This window comes from Collinsella aerofaciens ATCC 25986, assembly GCF_964239575.1.
Lineage (GTDB): Bacteria > Actinomycetota > Coriobacteriia > Coriobacteriales > Coriobacteriaceae > Collinsella > Collinsella aerofaciens_BQ.
The window spans coordinates 1-25,603 of sequence record NZ_CAXSQQ010000015.1; the positions used below are offsets into that span (position 1 = coordinate 1).

Genomic DNA, 25,603 nt, shown 5'->3' on the forward strand with positions numbered 1-25,603 from the left:
CTGCCTCTTGAACTCGTCGGTGAAATGCCTCGGGTGCCTGGGGTCCCTCATATACGGCCCTCCCGTCTCCTGCGCCCCTCCCGGAACTGTCCACATCAGTGTAGCCAATCCACGGCGGTCTCGGGGTCGCGCATGACCCTCTGCCTCGCGATCTCGTGCAGAGCGCTGTTCGCCTGCCGGTCGCCGCCCCTGTTGAGCCTGTGCCTCACGGTCTTGCCGCTCGAGGCGGGGATTGGGCAGGCCCCGCATATCGCCGCGAACGACGCCTCGGAGCGCAGCCTGCCCGGGTTGTCCCCGGCCGCGACCGCGAGCTTGGCCGCGCTCACGGGCCCGCACCCGTACATCGCCAGCAGCGCGGGGCAGTTCTCCTCCAGGGACGCCTCGATCGCGCGCTCCATGTCGAGCGCCGCGTCGCGCGCCGCCGCCCACAGGTCCGCCAGCGCGCCGAGCGCGGCGCCCAGCGCGCCCTCGGCGCCCACGGAGGGGAGCTCCTCCATCAGCCTCGGCCCCGCCATCCTGCGGAACCTCGACCTGAGCCCCTCCGGGGCGGTGGTGAGCAGCGACCTCGCGGTGTTGATCGCCGAGGTCCGCGCCTTCACCGCCCCGGAGCGCGCCGCGAGCATGCAGCGCACCCCGTCGACCCACCCGTCCTGGCTCTTGGGGGTCCCGAGCTTTGAGCCGGACATCGCCGCGCGGGCCGCCCTCTCCGCGTCCGACTCGTCGCACTTTCCCTGCCCCGGGCGCCTCCTCTGCATCCTCGCCGGGGAGAGCGCCTCGCGCACGGGCATCCCAAGCGACGCGAGGTGCCTGGTGAGGCCCGCCCCGTAGGACGACGTCCCCTCCATCGCGACGCAGGCCGGCTCCCCGGCCGCCGCGATCGCCCCGGCGAGCGCCTCGTAGCCCGCCGCGTCGGCGGGGAACTGGCGGGACAGGACCTTGCGGCCCCTCCAGTCCAGGACGCACAGCCAGTGCGAGTCGGCGTGGGTGTCGACCCCGCAGAAGACCGGCCCGCGGGCGCCGGGTGTCGATTCGTTTTGCATGTCTCGCTCCGTTCTTTCCGTGCTCGCCTGGACCGGGCAGACGGCACACTGACGGGGCGCGATAGAATGCGGTTGTTCGGGTCCGCGGTATCGCTCCATGCTCCTATTAGGTCATGCGGCGGTCTCGGCTCGCCGCGGCCCGCGCGGGACATGTCAGGAAACGAGGGCAGCCCTGTGGGCGCCAGCGGAATGTGGGGTCACCGCGCGGTCCGCATCTGATGGTGTCGACGTCAATGGTATACGGGTGCACCATCGACGTCTTCAATACAGAAGATATCAGTGCGGAATGCGCCGGGAGGCAACACCGATTCGGGACCTACGTCCACGTACTCCAGACACCGTTCTCAAACATGTTATGGGGCTGATGCAAATTTGGTGGCTCGGCTTTGCCGAGCCCTTATATGGGGAGGTCGGAGCTAAAGCTCCGGCCTCACTCAATTTCTTATTAGATTAAGTGAGCGATCAAGGAATCGCACCCCTCTGCAGCGGTAACACAGGGCCCGCGCTGGACTTAGTTTTCAGAACATTCCGCAGACCAGGAAACCCCCTTATCCGCGGCTCCGAAGGAGCAGGATAAGGGGGTTTCCATGATCGAGGACGTTCTGAAAACTAAGTCCAGCGCGGGCCGAGACGATAACAACCGACTAAAGGTCGATGTGCGATTCCTTGATCGGGAACGGCTCCGCGAAGTGGCAGGCGCAGCAGTGACCCGGGGCAACTTCCTTAAACTCGGGAAGTTTCTCAGAGCAGATGCCCTGCGCGATCGGGCAGCGGGTGTGGAAACGGCAACCGGTCGGCGGATCCAGCGGTGACGGCGGATCGCCGGCAAGGATGATGCGCTTACGGGTCTTCTGGATATCCGGATCGGGCACTGGCACGGCAGACAGCAGCGACTGCGTGTACGGATGGTGAGGCTCGCTATAGAGCGTCTTCCAGTCCGAAACCTCGACCATTTTACCCAGATACATAACGGCAACGCGATCGGAGATATGCTGCACGACGGACAGGTCGTGGGCGATAAACAGATACGCGGTACCGAACTTGTCCTGCAGTTCCTTGAGCAGGTTCAGAACCTGGGCCTGAATGGACACATCCAGAGCGGAAACCGGCTCGTCGCAGATAATCAGCTTGGGCTTCAGCGCAAAAGCGCGGGCAATGCCGACACGCTGACGCTGACCGCCGGAGAACTCATGCGGATAGCGGTTGATGTGCTCGGGGTTCAGTCCAACGACGTCGAGAAGCTCGCGGACGCGCTCAATGCGCTCCTCCTTGGTACCCACGCCATGAATGGTCATGGGCTCGGAGACGATCTCGCCGATGGTCATGCGGGGATTCAGCGAAGCATAGGGATCCTGGAAGATAAACTGCATCTCGCGACGCATGTCCTTGATCTCATGCTTGCTCATCTCGGCAACATCTTTACCCTGGAAGAACACCTTACCGGCGGTCGGCTTGGTCAGGCGCATGATGGTACGGCCCGTGGTGGACTTACCGCAACCAGACTCGCCGACTAGGCCAAAGGTCTCGCCAGGATAAATCTCAAAAGAGATGTCGTTTACGGCAGAGACGACGCGCTTGGAAAAACGCTTGGCGAACATGCCGGACTCAGCGGGGAACTCCTTAGAGAGGTGCTCGACCTTCAGCAGCGGAGTACGCTCGTTGGTATCTGCCATTACGCCTCGCCTCCCTTCTTGGAATCCATGCGCGTACGGGACGTCTCAGGAGCGTTCTTGAGGAACTCGGGGTCACCGGAATAGTGGCACGCAGAATAGTGACCGGACTCGGTGACAACACGCTCGGGGCGCTGCTTGCGGCACTTATCGGTTGCATAAGGGCAACGAGGCGAGAACACGCAGCCCTCGGGCAGGTTCATGAGCGAAGGCGGATTGCCGTGAATCGGCGTAAGCGGCTTCTTCTCATCGATGGCCTGCTCCGGGATGGAGCGGATAAGGCCCCAGGTGTAGGGGTGGCGGCTCTCGTAGAAGATTTCCTCGGCAGTACCGAACTCGACGGGACGGCCGGCGTACATAACCATGATCTTGTCGGCCATATCAGCGACAACACCCAGGTCATGGGTAATCATGATGATGGCGTTGCCGTTCTTCTCCTGCATTTCCTGCATAAGCTCAATAATCTGAGCCTGGATGGTAACGTCCAGGGCAGTCGTGGGCTCATCGGCAATCAGAATATCGGGATCGCAGGCAAGAGCCATGGCAATCATGACGCGCTGACGCATACCGCCAGAGAACTGGTGCGGATACTCATTGACGCGCTTCTCGGGTTCAGGAATGCCAACGAGGTCCAAAAGCTCGGTGGCGCGCTTGAGCGCCTCCTGCTTGGAGTAACCGCGATGCAGACGAAGGCCCTCGCCCACCTGCTTGCCGATCTTATAGACCGGGTTCAAGGAGGTCATAGGATCCTGGAAGATCATCGCGATATCGTTACCGCGAATGTGCTGCATCTCTTCCTCGGTCATCTCAAGGATAGAACGACCGCGATAGCGAACGTCGCCGCCCTCAATCTTTCCCGGAGGCATCGAGATAAGACCCATGATGGTCATGGCGGTCACGGACTTGCCAGAGCCGGACTCGCCGACGACGCCCAGGGTCTCGCCGCGATCGAGCGTGTAGGAGACACCGTCGACAGCGCGAACAATGCCATCCTCGGTGTGGAAATACATCTTAAGGTCATCGACCTCGAGCAGATGCTGGCCCTCGGGAACCGGCTGGTCCTTCAGGTCCACATAGTTCTTGTTCTTCTTCATCCTTATGCGTCCTTCATCTTGACGTCGAGGGCGTCGCGCAGACCGTCACCCAGCAGGGTGAAGGCGAGCACCGTCGAGAGAATTGCCAGACCGGGCATGATCATCATCCAGGGAGCGGTCAGAAGATACTGCTGACCGTCCTGAATCATGGAGCCCCACGAAGGCGTAGGCGGAATAACGCCCATGCCGAGGAAGGACAGAGCGGACTCGGTCAGAATGGCGCCACCAATGTTCATGGTCGCGTAGACCACGATGGAGGCGACGGAGTTCGGGAAGATGTGACGCACGACGATACGAGCATCGGATGCACCCATCGCGCGCGCAGCATCAACATAGTCATTTTCCTTGACCGTCAGGATCGCGGATCGGAAGACGCGCGCAATCGAAGGCCAGCCGAGAATACCGATGGCGATAAAGACGTTCTGAAGGCCACGGCCAATAACGGCGATCATGGCGACAACGAACAGCACGTACGGGAACGCCAGGAAGATGTCCGCACAGCGCATGATGATCGTATCCCAGATGCCGCCGTAGAAACCGGCCAGAGCACCCATGACCAGACCGATCACCGTGGAGATCGCGGTGGCCATAATGCCGACGGACAGCGAAACGCGTGCACCGTAGATAACGCGGACGAGAATGTCGCGACCAAGGGCGTCGGTGCCAAACGGGTGCTCTGCACACGGAGCCAACAGCGACGTCTCGGCCATGGTGGTCGAGTCGGAAGCCGTCGGCGAACCGAGCCAGGGCTTAGCCCACAGATCTGCGGTCAGGGCAACCAAAACGACGATGATGATCCAGTAGACACCGATAACGGCGAGCTTGTTCTTGCGAAGACGCTTAAAAGCGTCACCCCACAGCGTGCGGGACTTGGCGGGAGCAGATGCGGCCTTGGTGGCGGTAGCCTGCTCCTGAGACTGAGAATCAGTTTCCTGCATGAGACGTACCTCCCTTAGGCCTTATCCGACGGACCGCCAAGGCGGATGCGCGGGTCGAGGAATGCATAGCTAATGTCGACGAGCAGGTTAATCACCATGACGACGACGACGATGAGCGTAACGCCGCCCATAACGATGGGCCAGTCACGCATGCTAATGGCGCGATAGACCTCATAGCCGATACCGGGCCAGTTAAAAACCGTCTCGGTCAGGATGGCGCCCGAAAGCATGCCACCAAAGTCGACACCAATATAGGTAACGACGGGGATGAGTGCATTCTTAAGCGCATGCTTGACGATGATCGCGCGATTGGAGAGACCCTTGGCCTTTGCCGTACGGATGTAATCCTGGTTCATGACGTCAAGCAGCTGCGAGCGCATAATGCGGGCGGCATAAGCGGTCGAAACCGAAGCCAACGTAATGGTCGGAAGCACATAGTGCATCCAATCCTGATACTGAGAGCTGGAACCGCCGGCACCCGAGATCGGCATGGAGATTGCACCGCCCGTAGCGTCCTTGAGGATGACGCCAAAGAACAGCTGCAGCAACATACCGAGCCAGAAGGCCGGGACCGCAACGAGGATCGACGTGGTGAGCGTTACCAAAATATCCCAGAAGGAATAACGCTTTACCGCCGAAATGATACCCGCACCGATACCCATGATTGCCTCGAGCACGATGGCGCACGCGGCAAGTTTGACCGTATACGGATACTTCTGGGCAAAAATTTCCGTAACCGGCAGCTTGCGCTGATACGAATTGCCCAGATCGCCATGAAGCAGGCCGTTCATGTAATACAAGTAACGGTCCACGAGCGACGTTTGAACGGGGTCGCCGTTCTCGTCAAGGATCGCGTTGCCGTCCTCGTCCGACTGGACCAGGTGATAGCGGACGCGAAGCTGAAGCTCCACCTCGGGGGACAGAGCCTTGTCTCCACCGATCAGCTTGATCGGATCTCCCGGCACGATATTCTGAAGGGCGAACAGAATCAGCGTAACGCCCAAAAATACCGGGATGAACTGAAGCACACGTTTAACGATGTACTTACCCATACCACTCCCCTATCTAGGGATTAACCTAAATGGGATGCCGATCGCCAGACCGGCATCCCAAAATTACCATCAGCCAGTTTACCCCAGGTTAGGGAGAACTGTATGTTTCCCATGAGGTCTACGTAAATACTTGACCCTCACGGAAGCTGCAAACTCTTAGGCGAGCTCAGCGGTACCCAGCTCGGCGTGCTTCTGCGGATCGACATAGAGGTGCTTGATGCGATCGGAGCCGACGATGGTGTGCGTGTAGAACATCACCGGGATGACCGGGCAGTCGGCAGCTACCATTGCGTCGGCCTCCTGCATCTTAGCGACGCGCTCTTCGTCGTCAACCGTGGTACGAGCCTCGTCGACCTTGGCGTCGAACTCGGGGTTGCTGTAACCAGAGCGGTTGTCGCCACCAAGGGAGTCGGAGTGGAACAGCGGATACAGGAAGTTGTCCATGATCGGGTAGTCGGCAATCCAGCCCAGACGACCGAACTGATAGTTAAAGTTCTGATACTGCTCGAGCAGGGCAGACCACTCAGGGGTATCGGAGACAGCGGTAACGCCCACCTTGGCGAGGTCGCCGATGATGGACTCCATGATCTCCTTGTGGCCACCGTCCTGGTTGTAGGAAAGGGTCACGCTAATGCCACGATCGCCGTTAGCGCCAGCGGGAGCAACCTTGTCGAGGTACTCGTTAGCCTTGTCGACGTCGTAGGCGCAGAACTCCCATGCGCCCTCCTTGTAACCATCGATGCCCGGAGGAACAATACCGTCGGCGGGGGTACGGGTACCCTTGAAGATGGTCTTGCAGATGGCCTCACGGTTGATGGCCAGGGAGATACCCCTGCGCAGGTCGGCGTTGTTGAACGGCTCGGCCGTGTTGTTGCAGGTCAGGTAGTAGGTGGAAGGCTCGGCGCCGAGCAGCATGCGCTCGCCGTCACCCATGGTGTAGCCGTCCTTGGACACGCCGCGATCCTTCTTGGCAGCGTCGATCTGAGCAACGGGAACGTCGCAGACATCGAGGTTACCGGCCTGGAACTCCTTGTAAGCGGTCTCCATGTCCTTGATGACCTGGAAGTGGATGCCATCGATCTTGGCCTTGTCGCCATAGTAATCGTCGAACTTCTTGAGGTTGATCTCCTGACCATCCTCCCACTTGCCGTCCATCATGAACGGGCCGTTACCGACCGGTGCAAGGTAGAAGCTCTTGACATCGGACTCGGCGCACTCGGGAACCGGGGCCAGAGCCGGGTGAGAGGCGACGAAGGGGAAGTCGGCGTAAGCGGAAGACAGCTTGACGACGAGGGTCTCATCGTCGGGGCAAGTAACACCGCTGAGCTCGGTAGCGTTACCGGCAAGCAGGTCGTCATAGCCCTCGACCATGGAAAGGTGATAGGAAACCTCGGAAGGGCCGTACTCGGTAGCGATGGCCGACTTGGTGTTGACCAGACGCTCCCAACCGAGCTTGAAGGACTTGGAGGTAACGTCGTCACCGTTGTGGAACTTGGCCTTCTTGATCTTGAAGGTAAACTCGGTGGCGTCGTCGTTGGCCTCAAAGGACTCGCAAGCCAGCGGAACGATCTCGCCCTTCTCGGCGTCATAAGAGGTCAGAGCGTCAAAGAGCTGGTACTCGACCTGAGTGCCCTGGTCCTCCTGGACGTTATAGGGGTCGATGCAGACCGGGTTGTTGATGTAGAAGTTCAGCGTCGAACCGGACTCAGAACCGGAAGCGTCGCCGCCCTTCTTGCCGCATGCGGCAAGAAAAGCCATGGAGCTCGCAGCGAGGGTGCCGCCAACAAAGGCGCGACGACCCATAACGGGCTGGTGGAACATAGAATCAGCCATGCCATCCTCCTTATGAGATAGGACAAAGAAATGTTCAGTCGGACATATGTCGAGACAATCCGATCCGAACCATCAAAACGCCGCCCGCTGCTATGGCTGGTTATGCACAACGGACCAACGTTTCGCAATACAGTAGCGCATTTTATGCACGATTTGGGGCTAATTCCGGTTAACGGTCGAGAATTTCTTTAGTTGGGCGAAGTATGTGGGGATATTTTGACTCTGTTACAAATATGTAAACAAAAAGGGTCCCGCACCTGCGAGACCCATTGCAAACGTATATACGCCGATGCTTAGTAGCCGACGATGCCCTGCGGGAAGAAGAACATGCACAGGACGACGCACACGGCAAAAACAACGGCCATAATTACCGTCAGGCGATCGAGGTTCTGCTCCATGACGCCCGTGGCAGAGCTGGAGTTGTACAGCGAGCTAGCGATCATATCCGAAACGCCGGTGCCCTTACCGGAATGCATCAGGACGAGAATCGTCAGCGCCACGGCAGAGACAGCCCATACGACAAACAGAAGAATCTGGAACGGACCCATAGATAAGCTCCTTAATAGAACAGTTCAAACTCTAGTACTGTACCACAATCCCCCGCTCTCCCCTACCTGCCACTCAAGGACGGGGTGGAAATGGCAGAAATACCAAAAAAGGGGGTTGTCCGGTTGTGGACAACCCCCTTACTAGAAAACGGTATTTGTTTTCTATTAGGCCTCGGTGGCGAGCACGCGGCCCGTCATCTCGGCGGAAGGCTCAATACCAGCCATGGTGAGCATGGTCGGAGCGATATCGGAAAGACGGCCGTCCTCGATACCGGTGAGCTTGGCCTTCTCATCAACGATGATGAACGGCACGCGGTTGGTGGTGTGAGCCGTAAACGGATGCTTGGAACCGTCGGAAGCAACGTCAAACATGTGATCGGCGTTGCCGTGGTCGGCGGTAATCAGTGCAAAGCCGCCCTTGGCGAGAATCGCCGGGACAACCTTGGACAGGGCATCGTCAACAGCCTCGACAGCCTTAACGGCAGCGTCGAAGACACCGGTGTGACCAACCATGTCGCAGTTCGCGAAGTTCACGATGTAGAAATCAGCGCGATCCTCGTTGATGGCGGCGACGAGCTTCTCGGTAACCTCGGGAGCGCTCATCTCGGGCTGCAGATCGTAGGTAGCGACCTTGGGGGAAGCGACGAGCACGCGCTCCTCGCCCTCCTTGGGCTCCTCGATGCCACCGTTGAGGAAGAACGTCACGTGGGCGTACTTCTCGGTCTCGGCAGTGTGCAGCTGCTTCAGGCCATTGGCGGCGATAACGTCGGCCAGGACGTTCTCGGGGAACGTCTTGGGGAAGGCGACCTCGACGTCAAACGTCGGATCGTACTCGGTCATCGTCACAAAGTGCGAAAGCTTGATCTGCTCGCGCTCAAAGCCGTCGAACTCCTTGTCCGTGAACACGCGGGTCATCTGACGAGCGCGGTCGGGACGGAAGTTGAAGAAGATGGCCGCGTCGCCCTCGTGAATGCCCTCGTTGTGGGCAGCGAAGGGCTCGACGAACTCGTCGCCGCGCGGATCCTTCTCGTAGTAGGCCTTGATACCGGCAACGGGGTCTGTATCGGCATCGGACGCGTTGACCATGACGTCGTAGGCGCGCTGGATGCGCTCCCAACGATTATCGCGGTCCATGGCCCAATAACGGCCCGAGACGGTGGCAACGCGAGCGTCGCAACCGGTCTCCTCGGAGATCTTAGCCAGGAAGGCGCAGAACTCACTCATGTAGCCAGCGCCGGACTGCGGGTCAACGTCGCGGCCATCCATGAAGGCGTGGACGCGAACGGTCTTGACACCGTGCTCGGCAGCCATCTTGACCAGAGCCTCGACGTGGTTCATGTGAGAATGAACACCGCCAGGGCTCATAAGGCCCATGAGGTGGAGAGTCTTGCCGTCAGCCTTGACGTCGTCCATAGCCTTGACGAAGACCTCGTTCTTGGCGATGGAGCCGTCCTTGATGGCGTTGTTGATGCGCGAAAGCTCCTGGAACACGATGCGGCCGGCACCGATGTTGAGGTGACCCACCTCGGAGTTGCCCATCTGGCCATCGGGAAGACCCACGTCCTCGCCCGAAGCGCCGAGCGTGGTGTGGGGGTACTTCTCGTACAGGCTATCAAGGAAGGGCGTCTTGGCAGCGGCGACGGCGTTCTCGCCATCGGCCGGAGCCAGGCCGCAGCCGTCCATGATGATCAGGAGTGCGGGAAGATGACGCTGTGCCATATGTCCTACTCGCCTGCCTTGACGACCATAGAGGCGAAGTCGGCAGCCTTGAGCGAAGCGCCGCCCACGAGGGCGCCGTCAACGTCGGGCTTGGCGACGAGCTCGGCGATGTTGCCGGGCTTGGCAGAGCCACCATAGAGAACGCGGATACCGTTAGCGAGCTCCTCGCCAAACATCTCCTTGAGGGTCTCACGGATAGCGCCGCAGACCTCCTGGGCGTCCTCGGCGGTAGCGGTCTTGCCGGTGCCAATGGCCCAGATGGGCTCGTAGGCGACGACGACCTGCTTGGGGCAGGTGATCTCAAGACCAGCAAGGCCAGCCTTGACCTGGTTCACGACATGCTCGACATAGGTGCCAGCCTCGCGGACCTCGAGGGACTCGCCGCAGCAGAAGACGGGAACAAGACCGGCGGCAACGAGAGCCTTGGCCTTCTTGTTCTGGTCCTCGTCGGTCTCGTGGAAGTAGTCGCGACGCTCGGAGTGGCCGATGATGCAGTAGGTGCAGCCAGCGGACTTGAGCATGTCGCAAGAGGACTCACCGGTGAAGGCACCCTTGGCCTCCCAGTACACGTTCTGTGCACCGAGGGCGATGGGGGCAGCCTGAATGCGGTCATGAACCGTGGTGATGTCGATGGTCGGAGGGCAGACGAGCACCTCGACGCCAGCCGGAACCTCGGGCAGAGCCTGAGCCAGCTCGTCGGCGAGCTTGGCGGCCTCGGCGACGTCGTTGTTCATCTTCCAGTTACCAGCGATAAGAAGGGTGCGATTAGGCATCGAGAAGCGCCTCCACTCCGGGCAGGGCCTTACCCTCGACGAGCTCCATGGAAGCGCCACCACCGGTGGAGATCCAGCTCATCTTGTCGGCTAGGTTAAACTTGTTGACAGCTGCGACGGAGTCGCCACCGCCGATGATCGAGGTGCAGTCGGCCTCGGCGACAGCCTCGGCGATAGCCTGGGTACCGTGAGCGAAGTTGTCAAACTCGAAGACACCCATGGGGCCGTTCCAGAACACGGTCTTAGCGCCCTTGACGGCCTCGGCGTAGAGCTCCTCGGTCTTGGGGCCGATGTCCATGCCCTCACGGTCGTCGGGGATAGCGTCGGAAGCGACAACCTCGGGGACAGCGTCCTCGCCAAAGTGATCGGCAACGCGGTTGTCGATGGGGAGCAGGATCTTGACGCCCTTCTCCTCGGCCTTCTTGAGCATCTCGCCGGCGCGCTCGACCCAGTCCTCTTCCTTGAGGGACTGACCGACGGACAGGCCCTGAGCCAGGAAAAAGGTGTAGGCCATACCGCCACCGATGATCAGGGTGTCAGCGGAGTCGATGAGGTGATCGAGAACACCGATCTTGGAGGAAACCTTGGAACCGCCGACGATAGCGACGAAGGGGCGCTCGGGCTCGGCGAAGATACCGGTCAGCGTGTCGACCTCCTTCTCAAGCAGGAAGCCGGCGACGGCAGGCAGGTAAGCGGCGGGGCCCACGACGGAACCCTGGGCACGGTGAGCGGTGCCGAAGGCATCGAGAACGAAGACGTCACCATAGGAAGCGAGCTTCTTGGCGATCTCGGGGTCGTTCTTCTTCTCACGCTTGTCGAAACGGACGTTCTCGAGAACGAGGACCTTACCCGGCTCGACGGCGGCGACAGCCTCAGCAGCCTTCTCGCCGTAGGTATCGGCGACAAAGGCAACGTCGAGACCAGAGAGCTCAGCGAGCTTCTTGGCGACGGGCTTGAGGGACAGCTCGGGCTGGAAGCCGGTGCCCTCGGGACGGCCGAGGTGGCTCATGAGGATGACGCGAGCGTTGTGCTCAACGAGGTAGTTGATGGTGGGCAGGGCAGCCTTGATACGGGTGGTGTCGCCAACGACGCCATCCTTGATAGGCACGTTAAAGTCAACGCGGACGAGAACGCGCTTTCCGTCGACATCGATGTCGCGGACGGTCTTTTTGGTAAAGGCCATGTTTGCTTCTACCTTTCGTACGTGTCTGCCTCCCATTACGGCAGACGATTTCTTATAAAAAGGGCGCGACCCTAGGGTGTAAGCCCTATAAGGCCGCGCCCTTCTTTAGACGCTCAACGAGCTATTCGCTAAAAGCTAAATTAAGCAACGAACTTCTCGAAGTACTTGATGGTGCGGACCATCTGAGAGGTGTAGGAGTTCTCGTTGTCGTACCAAGAGGTGACCTGAACGAGGGTCTGGCCGTTGCCGAGGTCAGAGCACATGGTCTGAGTGGCGTCGAAGATGGAGCCGTGGGTCTCGCCGACGATGTCGCGGGAGACGATCTGGTCCTCGTTGTAGGCGAAGGTCTCGGGGATGGTCTCGGCGTAGGCCTTCATGGCAGCGTTGACCTCGTCGACGGTGACCTTCTTGTCAACGACGGCGTAGAGGTTGGTCAGCGAGCCGGTCGGCGTCGGGACGCGCTGGGCGGCACCGATGAGCTTGCCGTTGAGCTCGGGGAGAACCAGGCCGATGGCCTTGGCAGCGCCCGTGGTGTTCGGGACGATGTTCTCGGAGCAGGCGCGGGAGCGACGGAAGTTGCCCTTGCGCTGCGGGCCGTCGAGCGGCATCTGGTCGCCGGTGAAGGCGTGGATGGTGGTCATGATGCCGGACACGATGGGAGCGAAGTCGTTCAGACCCTTGGCCATCGGGGCGAGGCAGTTGGTGGTGCAGGAAGCAGCGGAGATGATGTTGTCCTCAGCGGTCAGCGTCTCATGGTTGACGTTGTACACGATGGTGGGCAGATCGCTGCCGGCCGGAGCGGAGATGACGACCTTCTTGGCGCCAGCGTTGATGTGGGCCTGAGCCTTAGCCTTGCTGGTGTAGAAGCCGGTGCACTCGAGAACGACGTCGACGTCGAGGTCGCCCCAAGGCAGGTTGTTGGCGTCGGCCTCCTTGTAGATCTTGATCTCCTTGCCGTCAACGGTGATGGAATCCTCGCCAGCAACGACCTCGTGATCGCGAGCGTAGTTGCCCTGCGTGGAGTCGTACTTCAGCAGGTAAGCGAGCATATCGGGAGAGGTGAGGTCGTTGATAGCGACGATCTCGGAGCCCTCATGACCGAACATCTGACGGAAAGCCAGACGACCGATGCGACCGAAGCCGTTAATAGCAACCTTTACTGCCATTGTGTCTCCTTTCGTAAGGCCCCCGCGAGCTACAGCGCCCGCCGTTGAGGCCCACAAACTAACCACTCGCCTAATATACCTTTTTTTTGACTTGAATTTCACGAGAATGCTCGAAATTGAAAATCAAATTTACGTTAAAACGTTTTAAAGACTAAAATAGCAGCTAAATCCGTATATAAGTCGATACTTCAAACTACCTGTTTGCTTCAATGAGCTTTTCAAGCCTCAAAACGCGATGGTACAGGGCAGACTTCGACAAGGGGGGGTCAGCCATCTCCCCCAAATCACGCAGCGACAGATCGGGATAGCGCTCGCGCAGGTCGCAAAAGACCGCCAAGGCATCCGGAAGCGCATCGCGAAGGCCACGCTGCTCGAGCTCATCGATAAGCGCAAGCTGATGTTGGGCGGCACCGGCGCTTCTGGTCTGGTTGGCAAGTTCGGCGTTCACGCGACGGTTCACATCGTTCTTAACCAACTTGACCGCGCGCGCTTCCTCGATCTCGGCAACGCTGCGCTTGGCGCCAATCAGCTTTAATAGATGCTCGATTTCCTCGGCGCTCTTAATGTACACGGCATATGACCCCCGCCGTGCATTAACACGAGCATGGACCCCAATCTGCTCCAACAGATCGCAAAGCCCCTTGGCATATTGCTCGCCCTGTACCGCGATCTCCAAATGAAAATCGCCACGTGGATCGGCCACGAAGCCGCCCGCGATGAGCGCGCCGCGGATATAGGCAAGTCTACAGCAAGGACGGGCGACAATGTGACGCGGCACACCTGCGACGAGCCCTCCCCTACGGTCGAGAATGCCCAGCAGCACCAGAGCCTTATCCAAATCGGGCTGATCAGGCAAGGTAATGAGGTAGTTTCGAACCTTATGCAATACAGATTTGCGGACGGTGAACTCCGTTTTGAGCTTAAGGATGCGATGCGTCAGCGTGATCATCGTGCGCGCAACGGCTCCCGTCTCAGTCGCAACCGTCAAACGATACTGCCCAAAGCCGGTAAGCGAGAGCGTACCACTCACGCGCGTGAGGGCGGCAAGCGTCGACAAGTCGCAGTATTCACATTCGGGTTCGCAGCGCGCAAGCTCGTCGCGCACCTCAGCGGTAAACGACATGCAGGCCTATGCCTTCGTGTTGGCGCGCGACAGGTCGCGGTGGGAGATGCTCACGTGGTACTGAGCGCCTTCCAGGTATCGGGCCGTGGCCTCGGCAATGGCAACGCTGCGGTGCTGGCCGCCCGTACAGCCGATGGCGATAGAAAGCTGCGGCTTGCCCTCCGCGATATAGCCCGGCATCACCGTTTCGAGCAGCTGTGTCCAAGCCTTCCAAAACTCCTGCGTCTTGGGATGGTCCAGAACAAAATCGGAGACCTTTTTATCGAGACCGGTCATCGTGCGCATCTCGGGATCGTAGAACGGATTAGGCAGGAAGCGGACGTCGATCATAATGTCCGCTTCGACGGGCATGCCGTGCTTAAAGCCAAACGAGAACACGTGGACGTCCATGAGTTGCTGGTCGGACAGCTCGGAAAATGCCATACGTAGCTTGTTGCGCAGCGCAGAGGTGCGCAGACGGCTCGTGTCGATAATCATATCGGCTCGGTCGCGCACGCCCTGGAGCTGAAGGCGCTCGCGCTGAATGGCATCGGCCGTAGTCTCCCCCGGCTTGGCAATGGGATGACGGCGGCGATTTTCGCTGTAGCGACGAATCAGCACCTCGTCAGAAGCCTCCAGGAACACGATGTCGCAGCTCATCTCGCGCTCTTCGAGCGCGGCGACCGCATCGAGCAGCTCGTCAAACAGTCCCTGGCTACGCAAATCGCAGGTGACGGCGAGATGCCTGCCCACGCCCGTATTGATGCCGACGAGCTCGGCAAGCTGGGCGATGAGACGCGGAGGCAGGTTATCGATGCAAAAATAGCCCATATCCTCGAACACGTGCATGGCCTGTGTGCGGCCCGATCCGGACATTCCGGTGATGATGACGATATCGGGGATGCGCTCCGAGCGCTCCGCCGCATCCATGGCATCTCCCTTTTGCATGTGCTGCCTCCCAAAAACAAGCGCGGGACCCAGCAACCCGGATCCCGCGCGGTCAATTGCCTATATTGAGTATACCGCCCCGAGCGGATACGAGGCCTGTCTTACGCCTCAAGCGCAGCCTTGAACCAACTCGTAATACTCGTGGGGTGCGTGATGGCGGTGCCGACGACAACGGCCCAGGCGCCAGCATCGATCGCGGCGCGAGCCTCCTCGGGCGTGTGCACGCGGCCCTCGCAGATGATGGGAAGACCGGGGAATTCCTCGGTCGCCTGACGCAGGAGCGGCAGATCGGGGCCATCGGCCATGGTGCAGTCGATGGCAGCGACACCGTGAGAAAGCGTGGTAGATACAAGGTCGAAGCCCATATCAACCGCACGGCGAATGTCCTCGATGGTGGCACAATCCGCCATCAGGAGCACACCCTCCTCGTGCAGCGGGCGGAAGGTATCCTCGACCGACTTGCCGTCGGGACGCGGACGATCGGTGGCGTCGATCGCCACGATATCGGCACCCGCAGCAACGCAGGCGCGAGCGTGACGCAGCGTCGGCGTGATGTAAACGCCCTCGTGCCCATCCTTCCACAGGCCGATAACAGGAACCTCACAGCGACCCTTAATGGCGGCAATGTCGGCAAGGCCCTGGCAGCGAATGGCGGCGGCGCCGCCGAGCTCGCAAGCACGAGACATTTGAGCCATGGTCTCTGGCGTACGAAGCGGCTCGCCCATATACGCCTGAACGCTCACGACGAGCTTACCCTTCAGGGATTGAATCAAAGGATCGACGGTCATAAGGCTGCAACCTTTCTCAGAACAGCCTCCCGAGGCGTGTTGTCTCGGGAGGCTCCTACAGAAGATACGTTTACTTCAACGACGCAAGAAGGTGTTCGGCGGCACCGATGAGCGGCGCGTCGCCCTCCAGAGAACCGATGAGAATCGGCGTGTCCTGAAGCGGATCGAGCGCCTGGCTGGCATAGCCCTCGTGCACCGAATCCTTCCACGTCTGCGAGCGCCAATCGGGACCCTGGTGAATCACACCGCCCGAAAGCACGATGACCTCGGGATCCAAGATGTTCGCGAGCGAGCCTAAACTGGCACCCAGAGCAAAGCCGGCATCGTGGATGACCTCGGTCGCCCTTGCGTCGCCCGCGCGGCACAGGTCGTTCACATCGCGACCGACCGAAGGACGGCTGGGGTCGACGCGGCCAAAGCGCTCATCGTACATACGACCAATGGAAGTGCCCGAAGCAACCGACTCAAGATGACCGGAACGCCCGCAGGCGCAGGGAATGCCGGCGGCAGCCGAGCACTCGATGTGGCCCATATGGCCGGCAGCACCATGGAAGCCCTGCATCACGCGGCCGTTCTCGACATATGCGCCGCCGATGCCCGTACCGATGCCCAGACACAAGACAGAGAACTTGCCCTTGCCGACACCCCAGTGGGCCTCGCCCAGAGCATGAGCCTGCACATCGCCCACAACGGCAACGGGAAGACCGAGGTCCTCGCGCAGACGCGGCCCCAACTGGACGCCGGACCAGCCGGGCATGATCTCGTTGGCATACGCGATGGCGCCCGTCTTGGGATCGACGACGCCTGCGGCACCGATACCGACACCGAGGACCTCTACATCGGGATTCGCCTCAAGAGCGGCCTTGATGGACGCCTCGATACGCTGGAAGACGGCCTCGCCACCCTCCTGGGCCTCGGTAGGAACCTCGGCCTCAAAAACGGGATGGGGCACACTACCGTCAGCCGGGTACTCCATGATGGCAGTCGCGATCTTAGTTCCGCCGATATCGACAGAGCAGACGTACTTGTTCTCCATGTCGCTCTCCTTAGGAGATAAAAAACAACTACAGGAAATGCGCCGTCAGGCTAGCCGTCACAGCGCGGTAAAGGTTTTCCAGGTGCCCGAGATCGCCGAGAAACCGTGTGGCCATTGACCTAATGGGTCATGGCCGCACGGTTGAACGGCGAGGTCGGGTGCCTGGGGAAGCTTTACAGGAGACCGTTGTCCTGGAGGACCTTCTTAATAGCCTCGACGTTCTCGCCGGTCATGGCCTTCACCGGGCGCGGCATGGTCGGGCTGTCGAAGATGCCCATGAGGTTCATAGCGGTCTTGAAGGCACCGACGCCACCGGCATAGCCCTGGACGCCCGAGGTGACATCCCAGATGTGGGAAATCTCGTTGAGGCGATCCTGCTCGGCCTTGACGGTAGCCCAGTCACCAGCCTGAGCGGCCTTCCACTGACGCACGTAGCCCTCGGGCTCAACGTTGGCGAGACCCGGGACGGAACCGTCAGCGCCGCCGAGATAGGCGCCGTCGACAACAACCTCGTGACCGGTGAGGATGCTCATCGGATGGCCGTTCTTCTCGTTCTCCTGAACGAGGTAGCGGAACGAGATGTCATCACCCGAGGAATCCTTGACGCCAGCAAGGACGCCCTCGGCGCCGAGCTTGGCAAGGAGCTTCCAGGGGAGCTTGGTGTGAACGCAGACGGGAATGTCATAGGCAAAGATGGGCAGGTCGAGCTCCTCGTGCAGGATGCGGAAGTGCTCCTCGACCTCGGTCATACCCTGCAGGGCATAGAACGGGCAGGTGGCGACGAGGGCATCGGCGCCCAGCTCCTGGGCGACCTTGCCGTGCTCAATCATGCGCTCGGTCTCGGTATCGATGATGCCGACCAGAACAGGCACACGGTGGTCGACGATACGAACGGCCTCGGCGATAATCTGGCGACGGCGCTCATCGGTGGAGAAGACGACCTCGCCCGAAGACCCCAAGAAGAACAGACCATCGACGCCGGCATCGATCATGCGGTTGATGCTGCGCTCAAAGGAGGCAACGTCGAGCTGGTGGTCTTCGGTATCGGGAACAACGACGGGAGGGATAACGCCGGTGAATTTCTGAGTTGCCACAAGAATCTCCTTAGCTGTCTGGCGAGCGGCCCTATGCCGCTCACTCTTGTTGGCAGTGTCCAGGCCGTCTAGGCCAAAGAACACGGATAGAACGTTTGGTTAAAGAAGTCGACGACTTCGTTTTCGAACGCGTTAATACGCTCATGAGCGTATTTGGCATAGATGATATGCCTCCGGTCACACTCAAGACCGTTGAATACGGCAAACTGACCCTTGGGGTCGCTCACGGTATCCATGAGCGACGTGCCCATGAGCACCGATCCGCGCACCCGAGACGACAGAGCCTCGAGGCCACCGGGAATTGGATTGGCAACCGCCGTGCAGGCAAGTCCGCGCTCGTCCAGAGCAGAAACCGCCAGCGCGACACCGCCGCCAAGACCCTCGCCCCATGCAAAAATGCGATCGGGATCCATGCCATCAAGATTGCGCGCGACCTTCGCCAACGCGCAGCCCCAACGGACGCGCTTGACAAAAGCGGGCGAAGCAATCCCCCACTGCAGGTCGTCCGCACCAGCAACATCGTCATCCAGTGCGAGAACGGCATACCCCATGGCGGCAAATCTCGTCATGTGATGCCATCCACGCACGGGTCGATCGATGTCGTGAAACATCAGACAGAGCGGCACAAACTCGGATGCCCGGGCATGGCCTAAGGGCTCAATCAAACGACCGTGTACGACATACCCGCCGAGCTCAATGGAAACCTCGGAGTAGCGCGCGCACGGATTGGCGAAATCAATCGCCGTAACAGTCAGCCCGCAAACCTCAAGGTCCGAAGCGGCTGTCTCTAATTCGGAAACATCCGCCGAAGCATCGCCGTGCCAACCCCGGAAATCAGAGAGCCTTGACGAAACCGTTCCAGGCATCTCCGCGAGCCCGGGGACGATCAGCTCGTCGATATTGCTCTCGCACTTAGACATGAGCCTCCCCTCCCTCGCAGAAAAACGGAATGATCAGATCGTCATAGTCCTGAATCTCCTCGTGGCCAAAGCCCTCAAAGAACTCGCGTCGCTTCTCACAGGCCAGATTGTTGTAGACCGCAAACTGCGTCGCCGGCGGACAGACGATATCGGCTGTGCCCGTGCCAAACAGCACGGGGCATTTGACCATGGGGGCAAAGTTCTTGGAATCGAAGTACGCCAGTTTGGCATAGGCCTCCTCAATACGAGTCGAGTCCTCGTCAAACCAACGCGACCAATAACGCAGGCCTTCATAAGCGATATCGTCGGCATCCAGATCCCAAACAAGGCGGAAATCCGACAGGAAGGGATAGAGGATGGCAGCGCGATTGATAAGCTCACTATTAAGCGCGCAGGTCGCAATGCCCAAACCGCCGCCCTGCGATGCGCCGTTCACAAATACGCGGGAAAGATCGATGCCCTCGAGCTCGCGAACAATACGGCACAGAATGCGGATATCCTGGTGCAAGCGGACATAGTAAAGATTGGCCGGGTCGCCGTCGATACCGGCGACGATATGCCCAGCAACCGTCGTGCCTTCAAATCCACCAATATCCTCGGAGGGGCCACCCTGGCCAGGACAATCGAGAGCGATGAGTGCCATGCCCATGCCCGCAAACGACGCCTGCTCGAACCAGCTGCGGCTTGCACCCGGATAGCCGTGGAACTGTAGCACCAGCGGCACGGGCTCGTCCGAAACTGGCTGGAGATACTTGGCATGCAGGCGTGCACCGCACATGCCGGTATACCAGAGGTCGAAAAACCGACAGGTCGCGGAATCCGCAACCGAAGCCGCCTCAATCGCATAGTCGAGCTCGACGGCGTCGGCCTCGGCCATGCGGTCCTTCCAAAAGAGATCGAAATCCGATGGACGGGGCATAGCGCCTCGATATTCACCAAATTGCTGTTGTAGCTCCTGAGCACTTGGCATGGCTCGTGAACCCAGCCTTTCGAAATCGCAACGGAGGTGCGCCCGGTAAGGGAACCGGGCGCACGGGAGGGAAAGCGAGGCTACTCGCCGAGCTTGGGATGAAGCAGCGACGGCGCAGCGCCGAGCAGCATCTTGGTGTAGGGGTCCTGAGGATGCTGGAAGACCTGCTTGGCCTCGCCCTGCTCGACGATCTTGCCTCCATTCATAACGATGATGTCGTCAGAGATATAGCGGACCGTCTGGATGTCATGGCTAATGAACACCATGGCCAGGCCGAGCTCCTTTTTAAGGTCGGTCAGCAGGTTGAGGATCTGCGCGCGGACCGAAACGTCCAGAGCCGAGGTGGGCTCGTCCGCGATGATGGCATCAGGGTTCAGCGACAGGGCACGGGCAATTGCGACGCGCTGGCGCTGGCCGCCCGAAAGCTGGCCGGGAAGAACCTCGGCGGCGGAGCTGGGCAGACCGGTGAGCTCCAAGAGCTCCTTGACGCGCTTCTCCTGCTCGGCCTCAGTACCCAAGTTGTGGACGCGCATGGGGTCGAGCAGTTGCTCGCGAACGACCATGCGGGGGTTGAGCGCCGTAGCCGGATTCTGGAACACGACCGAGATGACGCGGCCCATGTGGCGACGGTCCTCGGCGGTACGCTTGGTAACGTCCTTGCCCTTAAAGTAGACCTTGCCGCTCGTGGGGGCCTGCAGGCCGCACATGACGTTGGCGGTGGTGGACTTTCCGCAACCGGACTCACCGACGATGCCGATGGTCTGTCCGGGCATGAGCTTAATCGTTACACCCTGGACGGCGTGAACCAGGTTGGGGTGCAGAATCGAGCCGGTACGGGTCCTAAAGGTGACGTGGACGTCATCAAGGAAGATGATCGGCTCGACGCCGTTGACTGCGGTCTCGCTCATCTACATCACCTCCGCGTGAGGGGTCAAACCATTTGCCTTGAGCACCTCGTCGGGGAGCTCGGAATAGAAGTGCTCGGTGCCGGGCACGCGCTTGAAGACCGGACGGGTGTCCAGGCCAATGCGCGGATGGCTCGAGCGGGGCGCGAAGCGATCGCCCTTGGGGAAATCGCGCGGGCTCGGAACGGCGCCGGGCACCTGGTGCAGGCGGCCCGAACCGCTCTCGATGGACAGGACGGAACCCAGAAGGCCGCGAGTGTACTCGTGAATCGGGTTGGTGAGCAGCTCCTTGGTGGGCGCCTGCTCGATAACCTGGCCGGCGTACATAACCGTGATGTTGTGAGCGACCTCGGCGACCAGCGCCAGGTCGTGCGAAACGAAGATCATGGCAAAGCCGAGCTTGGCCTGAAGATCGTTGAGCAGCTTGATGACCTGCTTCTGGACGGTAACATCCAGAGCGGTCGTGGGCTCGTCGCAGATGACCAGCTTGGGGTCGCGGGTAAGGGCCATAGCGATCAGGACGCGCTGACGCTGGCCGCCGGAAAGCTCGTGCGGATAGCTCTCGAGCGTACGCTTGGGATCGAGGCCCACGAGCTCCAGGAGCTCCTCGGCGCTACGGGTGCCGCCACGCTTGGTGAGCTGCTTCATCTGGGCAGAGATGAGCATGGAGGGATTAAGCGAGGACAGGGCGTCCTGATAGACCATAGCGATATCGGTACCACGCAGGCCGAACCACTCCTTCTTGCTCATCTTGAGCAGGTCGCGACCCTCCCAGAGAACCTCGCCGGAAAGATGCTCGTCATCGTCGGTCAGGCCCATGATGGCCAGCGTGGTGATGGACTTACCGCAACCGGACTCGCCCACCAGGCCCATGGTCTGACCAGGACGAACGTCAAAGTTGACATGGTCGACGACGTTGATATCACCGTGATGCTCAAACTGGATGCAGAAGTCACGGACCGAGAGAATCGGCTCAACGGACTCGTCGGGCACGTGGCGATCGTCACGCTTGAGCTCGACATCGCGCAGGGCGCCAAGGCGAGCGGAGAGGGACTGGGCCTGCTCCTTGTAGGCGCGAACGGGGTCGGAGACCAGCAGGTCGGCCTCGCGACGCTTGGAGGAATCGGTAGGATCCAGGGCAGCGGAGGGAGCAGCGGCCATGGCGTCGGTAATGCCCTCGGAGAGGATGTTGAGCGCCAGGCAGGTGATCATGATGGCTAGGCCCGGGAACAGCGCCTGCCACCAACGGCCGGCGAGCACGCCGCCGCGGGCGTCGGCGAGGATGTTGCCCCAGGTAGCGGTGGGCTCCTGGATACCAGCGCCGATGAAGGTCAGCGAGGCCTCGAAGATGATGGCGTCGGCGACCAGGGTAACGGTGAAGACCATGATCGGGGCGATGCAGTTACGCAGAACATGCTTAATCAAAATCCACGGAGCCTTGGCGCCGGAAACGATGACCGCGCGGACATAGTCCTCGCCGTACTCGGACACGATATTGGCGCGTACGATACGGGCAATCTGCGGAGTGTACATAAAGCCGATGGCGAAGATGATCGACGGCACGGAGTTGCCCAGGATGGAGACGAAGACGGCCGCGAGGGCGATGCCCGGGATGGACATGATGATGTCCAAGATACGCATGATCGTCTCGGAGACGGCCTTGCGCGAAACCGCTGCAAGGGCGCCCACGACCGAGCCGCAGACCAGAGCCATGGCGGTGGCGCCAAAGCCGATAATCAGCGAGTAACGACCACCGTAGAGCATACGCGACAGAATGTCGCGACCCTTATCGTCGGTACCGAAGATAAATCCGTTGCCGGGAGCCTGGCGAGCCGTAAAGATCTCGACCGGGCTATAGGGGGCAAGAAGGGGCGCCAGAATCGCAGTCAGGGCGACCAGCACCAGCACGACGGCGGCAATCTTAGAAGACAGCGTCATCTTCTTCCAGCCACCGAGCTTGAGCCCCTTGGAGGCAGCCTTCTCGAGCTGCTCGGTTTGCTTCTCTCGAATCTTTACCATAATCTACACCGTCCTGATGCGCGGGTTGATGAGCAGGTAGAGCATGTCAACCACGATGTTGATGATGATGAAGGCAAGAGCAACGACGATGACGACGCCCTGAACCAGGTTCGCCTCGTTGCCCTGAACGCCCTGCAGAATCGCGGTGCCCATGCCGGGGAGGTTGAAGATAACCTCGATGACGACGGCGCCGCCCATGAGGTAACCGATCTTAAGACCGAGGGTGGTGACCGGGGTGATCAGCGCATTGCGAAGAACGTTGATGCCGACGACGACCTTCTCGGGAACGCCGGCGCCGCGAGCCATACGGACATAATCCTTGTCGAGCTCCTCGACCATGGCGGTACGCACGATACGAGTCATCTGGCCCGTCAGCGGAAATGCCAAGGCGATAGCGGGCATGATCATACGCCCCAGATAGCCAACCGGATTCGTGGTGAAGTGAGGCAGAGCGCCCGATGCCGGGAGCACCTTAAGGTAGGAAGAGAACAGCAGGATCAACAGAACGGCAAGCCAGAACGACGGGGTTGCCAAGCCGGCGATGGAAAAGACACGGATTACTTGGTCCGGCCATTTGTCGCGATACAGTGCCGCGATGACGCCGAGCAAAAACGAAACGACCGCACCGATGGCAAGACCGATGAAGGTCAGCTGCATCGTGACGGGCAGGGCCGTGGAGATGCGCTTGGCAACGGAGTTGCGAGCAGCACCATAGGTGCCCATGTCGCCATGGATCAAATCGCCCATATAGCGCACGTAGCGCACGGGCCAGGGGTCGTCCAGACCATACTTCTCATGGTACTCGGCAACCGCCTCGGGCGAGGCACCGTCACCCAACGCCGTGTAGGCGGGGTCGGTCTTGGAGAACGACATAAGGAAGAACACCAGGACGGTGACGCCCAATGCCATGATCGGCAGCGCCACAAGACGCCTTCCAATCAAACGTAGCAAGTTGTTCACGTTCTCTCCCCTTTCTTTTGTCGGTAGGACCAACTGGTATATGAGTACGGATACTCATTACAAGACCCGAGCGACATCGTTGCCGCCCGGGTCTTTGTTTCAACTATGAGGATACGGTCCCAACGACCGACATCCTGCATATAGACTCAAGCGAGTCTTACGCCTTGACGGTCGCAACGCCCCTGAAGGACATGCTCGTCGTGCCGATGCCCTTGAAACCATCGAGGGCCTCGCCATTGGGCGCAGTGGACGGATCGTCCCAAGAAGCGGAGACGGTCTTGACGTGGACAACGGGGTACAGAACGGCGTTGTCGGCAATGATGTCGAAACACTCGTTCCACTTCTTCTGCTGCTCGTCGCCCTCGGCGGCAAGAGCCTCGTCCATGAGACCGTGGAGCTTCTGCCACTCAGCGGACTCCTTCCACGGGCAACGGGTCTGCATCCAGACGTTGTCGCCGTACCACCAGTTGAGCAGCAGGTCGGGGTCGGCGCCGAAGCAGGAAGGATCGCCAGGGGCAAGGAGGATATCGTAGGCCTCGCCGCCGTCGATGGCGGCGTAGGTGGCCGGCGAGGTATCGGTCTGGATGGTCACATCGAAGCCGAGAGCGTCGAGGTCGTTCTTGACCTGGGCGGCCATGCCCTTAATCTGCTCGTTGTCGGTGGTGCGCAGGGTGATGGCACCCGGGGTGATGCCAGACTCCTCGATGAGCTTCTTAGCCTTCTTGGTGTCGGTCTTGTACACCGTGGAAGCCTCATGATAGTTGGTGAAGCTCTTGGGCAGGTAGCAGCTGGCAGCGGTGGCAAGGCCGGCGAAGGTGTTGCTGACCATCTTCTCGGTGTCGAGCGCATACATGACAGCCTGACGGACCTTGACGTTGTTCCAAGGCTCCTTGGCGACGTTGAACATGATGAAGCGGGTGCCGAAACCCTGAACGTTGTCAATCTTGCAGCCGGCGCTCTCGAGCTGGTCGACGGCGTCAGCGGTAACGAGCTCCATAACGAGCGTGGAGCCCTCCTGCTGAGCGGTAACGCGAGCAGTGGGGTCGGTCAGGATGCTGTACTGGATCTTCTTATCCTCGGCAGCATACTCACCGTTGTACTCGGGGTTGGGAACCAAGGTGATCTCGGTATCGGAGATAGAGTCGTACATCCAGGGGCCGGAGCCGATCGGCTGCTTGGCGCGATCCTCCTCGGTCTGGGTGGCCGGGGTAACGCGGACGATGGCCAGACGATCCTTGAGCAGGGAGAAGTTGGGGACCTTGGTCTTGACCGTCACGGTGCTGGCGTCCTTGGCCTCGATGGACTCGAAGGGCTGGAAGAACGGAGCATAGGTAGCGGAAGCGGCGCAAGCGGTGTAGGAGGCAACGACATCGTCAGCGGTGACCTCGGTGCCATCGGAGAACTTGGCGCCCTTGCGGATGGTGACCTCGAAAGTGGTGTCGTCCACAGACTTGGGATCGTCGGTGGCGAGCTCGTTGAAGGTGCTGTAGTCGTGGTAATCGATGCCGTAGAGGCCCTCGACGACGTGCCAGTTAGCACCCAGGCCCACAGCGGAGCCGGTGCTGGCGGGATCGAAGCTGGACGGAGCGTAAGCGGAACCAGCGGTGATCACGCCGCCGCCACGGTTGGCGGAATCGGTGGAGCCGGAAGCGGAACCCTCGTCGCTAGAGCTGCCACCGCAGCCAGTGAGACCAAGGCCGGCGACAGCAGCGACGCTGCCGGTGAGGCCGAGGAACGAACGCCTGGACATACCCTTGTTGATGATGGCCATGTCTTCTCCTATCAATAGAGAATCTTACTCGGGAGCACCTAGACGTGCCCCCGCGCAACTTGCGGACGATATAT

Annotated in this window: 22 protein-coding genes; all 22 read right to left on the reverse strand. The window is 60.2% G+C overall.

The annotated features are described in order from the left end of the window. Nucleotides 1–95 precede the first annotated feature (95 nt). Nucleotides 96–1,139, reverse strand: coding sequence for an IS110 family RNA-guided transposase (locus ACESUZ_RS07240; protein WP_443985274.1), 1,044 nt, complete (start codon nt 1,137–1,139; stop codon nt 96–98). Between the two features lie 545 nt (nt 1,140–1,684). Next, the gene (locus tag ACESUZ_RS07245; RefSeq protein ID WP_022094888.1) at nt 1,685–2,713 is read right to left on the reverse strand and encodes an ABC transporter ATP-binding protein; all 1,029 of its coding nucleotides are present in this window, start codon (nt 2,711–2,713) and stop codon (nt 1,685–1,687) included. Beyond that, a complete protein-coding gene (locus ACESUZ_RS07250) occupies nt 2,713–3,804 on the reverse strand; it encodes an ABC transporter ATP-binding protein (RefSeq protein WP_138375019.1) in 1,092 nt (363 codons plus the stop codon). The genes ACESUZ_RS07245 and ACESUZ_RS07250 overlap by 1 nt, the downstream gene beginning before the upstream one ends. Nucleotides 3,805–3,806: 2 nt before the next feature. Continuing rightward, complete coding sequence (locus ACESUZ_RS07255) at nt 3,807–4,742, reverse strand: ABC transporter permease (protein ID WP_373199296.1); 936 nt, start codon at nt 4,740–4,742, stop codon at nt 3,807–3,809. 14 nt (nt 4,743–4,756) lie between these two features. Next, nucleotides 4,757–5,794 (reverse strand): ABC transporter permease, encoded by a 1,038-nt coding sequence (locus tag ACESUZ_RS07260; RefSeq protein ID WP_022094885.1) that lies wholly within the window; start codon nt 5,792–5,794, stop codon nt 4,757–4,759. 156 nt (nt 5,795–5,950) lie between these two features. Next, entirely contained in the window at nt 5,951–7,627 is a 1,677-nt protein-coding gene (locus ACESUZ_RS07265) for a peptide ABC transporter substrate-binding protein (protein ID WP_373199299.1), read from the reverse strand. 293 nt (nt 7,628–7,920) lie between these two features. Further along, complete coding sequence (gene secG / locus ACESUZ_RS07270) at nt 7,921–8,175, reverse strand: preprotein translocase subunit SecG (protein WP_006236144.1); 255 nt, start codon at nt 8,173–8,175, stop codon at nt 7,921–7,923. 165 nt (nt 8,176–8,340) lie between these two features. Then, nucleotides 8,341–9,894: a 2,3-bisphosphoglycerate-independent phosphoglycerate mutase gene (gene gpmI, locus ACESUZ_RS07275; RefSeq protein ID WP_117877273.1), complete on the reverse strand. Its 1,554-nt coding sequence runs from the start codon at nt 9,892–9,894 to the stop codon at nt 8,341–8,343. Between the two features lie 5 nt (nt 9,895–9,899). Beyond that, complete coding sequence (gene tpiA, locus ACESUZ_RS07280; protein WP_022094882.1) at nt 9,900–10,667, reverse strand: triose-phosphate isomerase; 768 nt, start codon at nt 10,665–10,667, stop codon at nt 9,900–9,902. After that, the gene (locus tag ACESUZ_RS07285; protein ID WP_368142249.1) at nt 10,660–11,850 is read right to left on the reverse strand and encodes a phosphoglycerate kinase; all 1,191 of its coding nucleotides are present in this window, start codon (nt 11,848–11,850) and stop codon (nt 10,660–10,662) included. The genes tpiA and ACESUZ_RS07285 overlap by 8 nt, the downstream gene beginning before the upstream one ends. Nucleotides 11,851–11,990: 140 nt before the next feature. Beyond that, nucleotides 11,991–13,016, reverse strand: coding sequence for a type I glyceraldehyde-3-phosphate dehydrogenase (gene gap, locus ACESUZ_RS07290; RefSeq protein WP_055286941.1), 1,026 nt, complete (start codon nt 13,014–13,016; stop codon nt 11,991–11,993). Nucleotides 13,017–13,209: 193 nt separating this feature from the next. Next, nucleotides 13,210–14,139, reverse strand: coding sequence for a DNA-binding protein WhiA (gene whiA / locus ACESUZ_RS07295; protein ID WP_373199302.1), 930 nt, complete (start codon nt 14,137–14,139; stop codon nt 13,210–13,212). A 6-nt stretch (nt 14,140–14,145) separates the two neighbouring features. Continuing rightward, nucleotides 14,146–15,066, reverse strand: coding sequence for an RNase adapter RapZ (rapZ, locus tag ACESUZ_RS07300; RefSeq protein ID WP_373199304.1), 921 nt, complete (start codon nt 15,064–15,066; stop codon nt 14,146–14,148). A gap of 101 nt (nt 15,067–15,167) precedes the next feature. Continuing rightward, nucleotides 15,168–15,854 carry an N-acetylmannosamine-6-phosphate 2-epimerase gene (locus tag ACESUZ_RS07305; RefSeq protein ID WP_006236154.1) on the reverse strand — a complete coding sequence of 229 codons (687 nt, stop codon included), beginning with the start codon at nt 15,852–15,854 and terminating at the stop codon, nt 15,168–15,170. A gap of 70 nt (nt 15,855–15,924) precedes the next feature. After that, nucleotides 15,925–16,890 carry an ROK family protein gene (locus ACESUZ_RS07310; RefSeq protein WP_373199306.1) on the reverse strand — a complete coding sequence of 322 codons (966 nt, stop codon included), beginning with the start codon at nt 16,888–16,890 and terminating at the stop codon, nt 15,925–15,927. 173 nt (nt 16,891–17,063) lie between these two features. Continuing rightward, complete coding sequence (locus ACESUZ_RS07315; protein ID WP_035138887.1) at nt 17,064–17,984, reverse strand: dihydrodipicolinate synthase family protein; 921 nt, start codon at nt 17,982–17,984, stop codon at nt 17,064–17,066. Between the two features lie 68 nt (nt 17,985–18,052). Further along, nucleotides 18,053–18,904 (reverse strand): acetylxylan esterase, encoded by an 852-nt coding sequence (locus tag ACESUZ_RS07320; RefSeq protein ID WP_055310507.1) that lies wholly within the window; start codon nt 18,902–18,904, stop codon nt 18,053–18,055. Continuing rightward, nucleotides 18,897–19,874, reverse strand: coding sequence for an acetylxylan esterase (locus tag ACESUZ_RS07325; protein ID WP_373199308.1), 978 nt, complete (start codon nt 19,872–19,874; stop codon nt 18,897–18,899). Before ACESUZ_RS07325 ends, ACESUZ_RS07320 begins: the two co-directional genes overlap by 8 nt. Before the next feature lie 80 nt (nt 19,875–19,954). Further along, entirely contained in the window at nt 19,955–20,782 is an 828-nt protein-coding gene (locus ACESUZ_RS07330) for an ABC transporter ATP-binding protein (RefSeq protein WP_006236159.1), read from the reverse strand. Further along, entirely contained in the window at nt 20,783–22,798 is a 2,016-nt protein-coding gene (locus tag ACESUZ_RS07335) for a dipeptide/oligopeptide/nickel ABC transporter permease/ATP-binding protein (protein ID WP_035138893.1), read from the reverse strand. Between the two features lie 3 nt (nt 22,799–22,801). Further along, the gene (locus ACESUZ_RS07340) at nt 22,802–23,758 is read right to left on the reverse strand and encodes an ABC transporter permease (protein ID WP_035138896.1); all 957 of its coding nucleotides are present in this window, start codon (nt 23,756–23,758) and stop codon (nt 22,802–22,804) included. 157 nt (nt 23,759–23,915) lie between these two features. Beyond that, nucleotides 23,916–25,529, reverse strand: a complete 1,614-nt coding sequence (locus tag ACESUZ_RS07345) for an ABC transporter substrate-binding protein (RefSeq protein ID WP_161144836.1) — start codon at nt 25,527–25,529, stop codon at nt 23,916–23,918. Between the last annotated feature and the right edge of the window lie 74 nt (nt 25,530–25,603).

What these genes read in the sequence shown, in the direction of transcription:
- ACESUZ_RS07320 (WP_055310507.1), bottom strand. Translation starts at nt 18,904, where the DNA reads ATGTCTAAGTGCGAGAGCAATATCGACGAGCTGATCGTCCCCGGGCTC.
- ACESUZ_RS07250 (WP_138375019.1), bottom strand. Translation starts at nt 3,804, where the DNA reads ATGAAGAAGAACAAGAACTATGTGGACCTGAAGGACCAGCCGGTTCCC.
- whiA (WP_373199302.1), bottom strand. Translation starts at nt 14,139, where the DNA reads ATGTCGTTTACCGCTGAGGTGCGCGACGAGCTTGCGCGCTGCGAACCC.
- secG (WP_006236144.1), bottom strand. Translation starts at nt 8,175, where the DNA reads ATGGGTCCGTTCCAGATTCTTCTGTTTGTCGTATGGGCTGTCTCTGCC.
- rapZ (WP_373199304.1), bottom strand. Translation starts at nt 15,066, where the DNA reads ATGCAAAAGGGAGATGCCATGGATGCGGCGGAGCGCTCGGAGCGCATC.
- ACESUZ_RS07325 (WP_373199308.1), bottom strand. Translation starts at nt 19,874, where the DNA reads ATGCCAAGTGCTCAGGAGCTACAACAGCAATTTGGTGAATATCGAGGC.
- ACESUZ_RS07335 (WP_035138893.1), bottom strand. Translation starts at nt 22,798, where the DNA reads ATGGTAAAGATTCGAGAGAAGCAAACCGAGCAGCTCGAGAAGGCTGCC.
- ACESUZ_RS07345 (WP_161144836.1), bottom strand. Translation starts at nt 25,529, where the DNA reads ATGGCCATCATCAACAAGGGTATGTCCAGGCGTTCGTTCCTCGGCCTC.
- ACESUZ_RS07260 (WP_022094885.1), bottom strand. Translation starts at nt 5,794, where the DNA reads ATGGGTAAGTACATCGTTAAACGTGTGCTTCAGTTCATCCCGGTATTT.
- gap (WP_055286941.1), bottom strand. Translation starts at nt 13,016, where the DNA reads ATGGCAGTAAAGGTTGCTATTAACGGCTTCGGTCGCATCGGTCGTCTG.
- ACESUZ_RS07285 (WP_368142249.1), bottom strand. Translation starts at nt 11,850, where the DNA reads ATGGCCTTTACCAAAAAGACCGTCCGCGACATCGATGTCGACGGAAAG.
- ACESUZ_RS07265 (WP_373199299.1), bottom strand. Translation starts at nt 7,627, where the DNA reads ATGGCTGATTCTATGTTCCACCAGCCCGTTATGGGTCGTCGCGCCTTT.
- ACESUZ_RS07310 (WP_373199306.1), bottom strand. Translation starts at nt 16,890, where the DNA reads ATGGAGAACAAGTACGTCTGCTCTGTCGATATCGGCGGAACTAAGATC.
- ACESUZ_RS07245 (WP_022094888.1), bottom strand. Translation starts at nt 2,713, where the DNA reads ATGGCAGATACCAACGAGCGTACTCCGCTGCTGAAGGTCGAGCACCTC.
- ACESUZ_RS07240 (WP_443985274.1), bottom strand. Translation starts at nt 1,139, where the DNA reads ATGGAGCGATACCGCGGACCCGAACAACCGCATTCTATCGCGCCCCGT.
- ACESUZ_RS07330 (WP_006236159.1), bottom strand. Translation starts at nt 20,782, where the DNA reads ATGAGCGAGACCGCAGTCAACGGCGTCGAGCCGATCATCTTCCTTGAT.
- tpiA (WP_022094882.1), bottom strand. Translation starts at nt 10,667, where the DNA reads ATGCCTAATCGCACCCTTCTTATCGCTGGTAACTGGAAGATGAACAAC.
- ACESUZ_RS07305 (WP_006236154.1), bottom strand. Translation starts at nt 15,854, where the DNA reads ATGACCGTCGATCCTTTGATTCAATCCCTGAAGGGTAAGCTCGTCGTG.
- gpmI (WP_117877273.1), bottom strand. Translation starts at nt 9,894, where the DNA reads ATGGCACAGCGTCATCTTCCCGCACTCCTGATCATCATGGACGGCTGC.
- ACESUZ_RS07255 (WP_373199296.1), bottom strand. Translation starts at nt 4,742, where the DNA reads ATGCAGGAAACTGATTCTCAGTCTCAGGAGCAGGCTACCGCCACCAAG.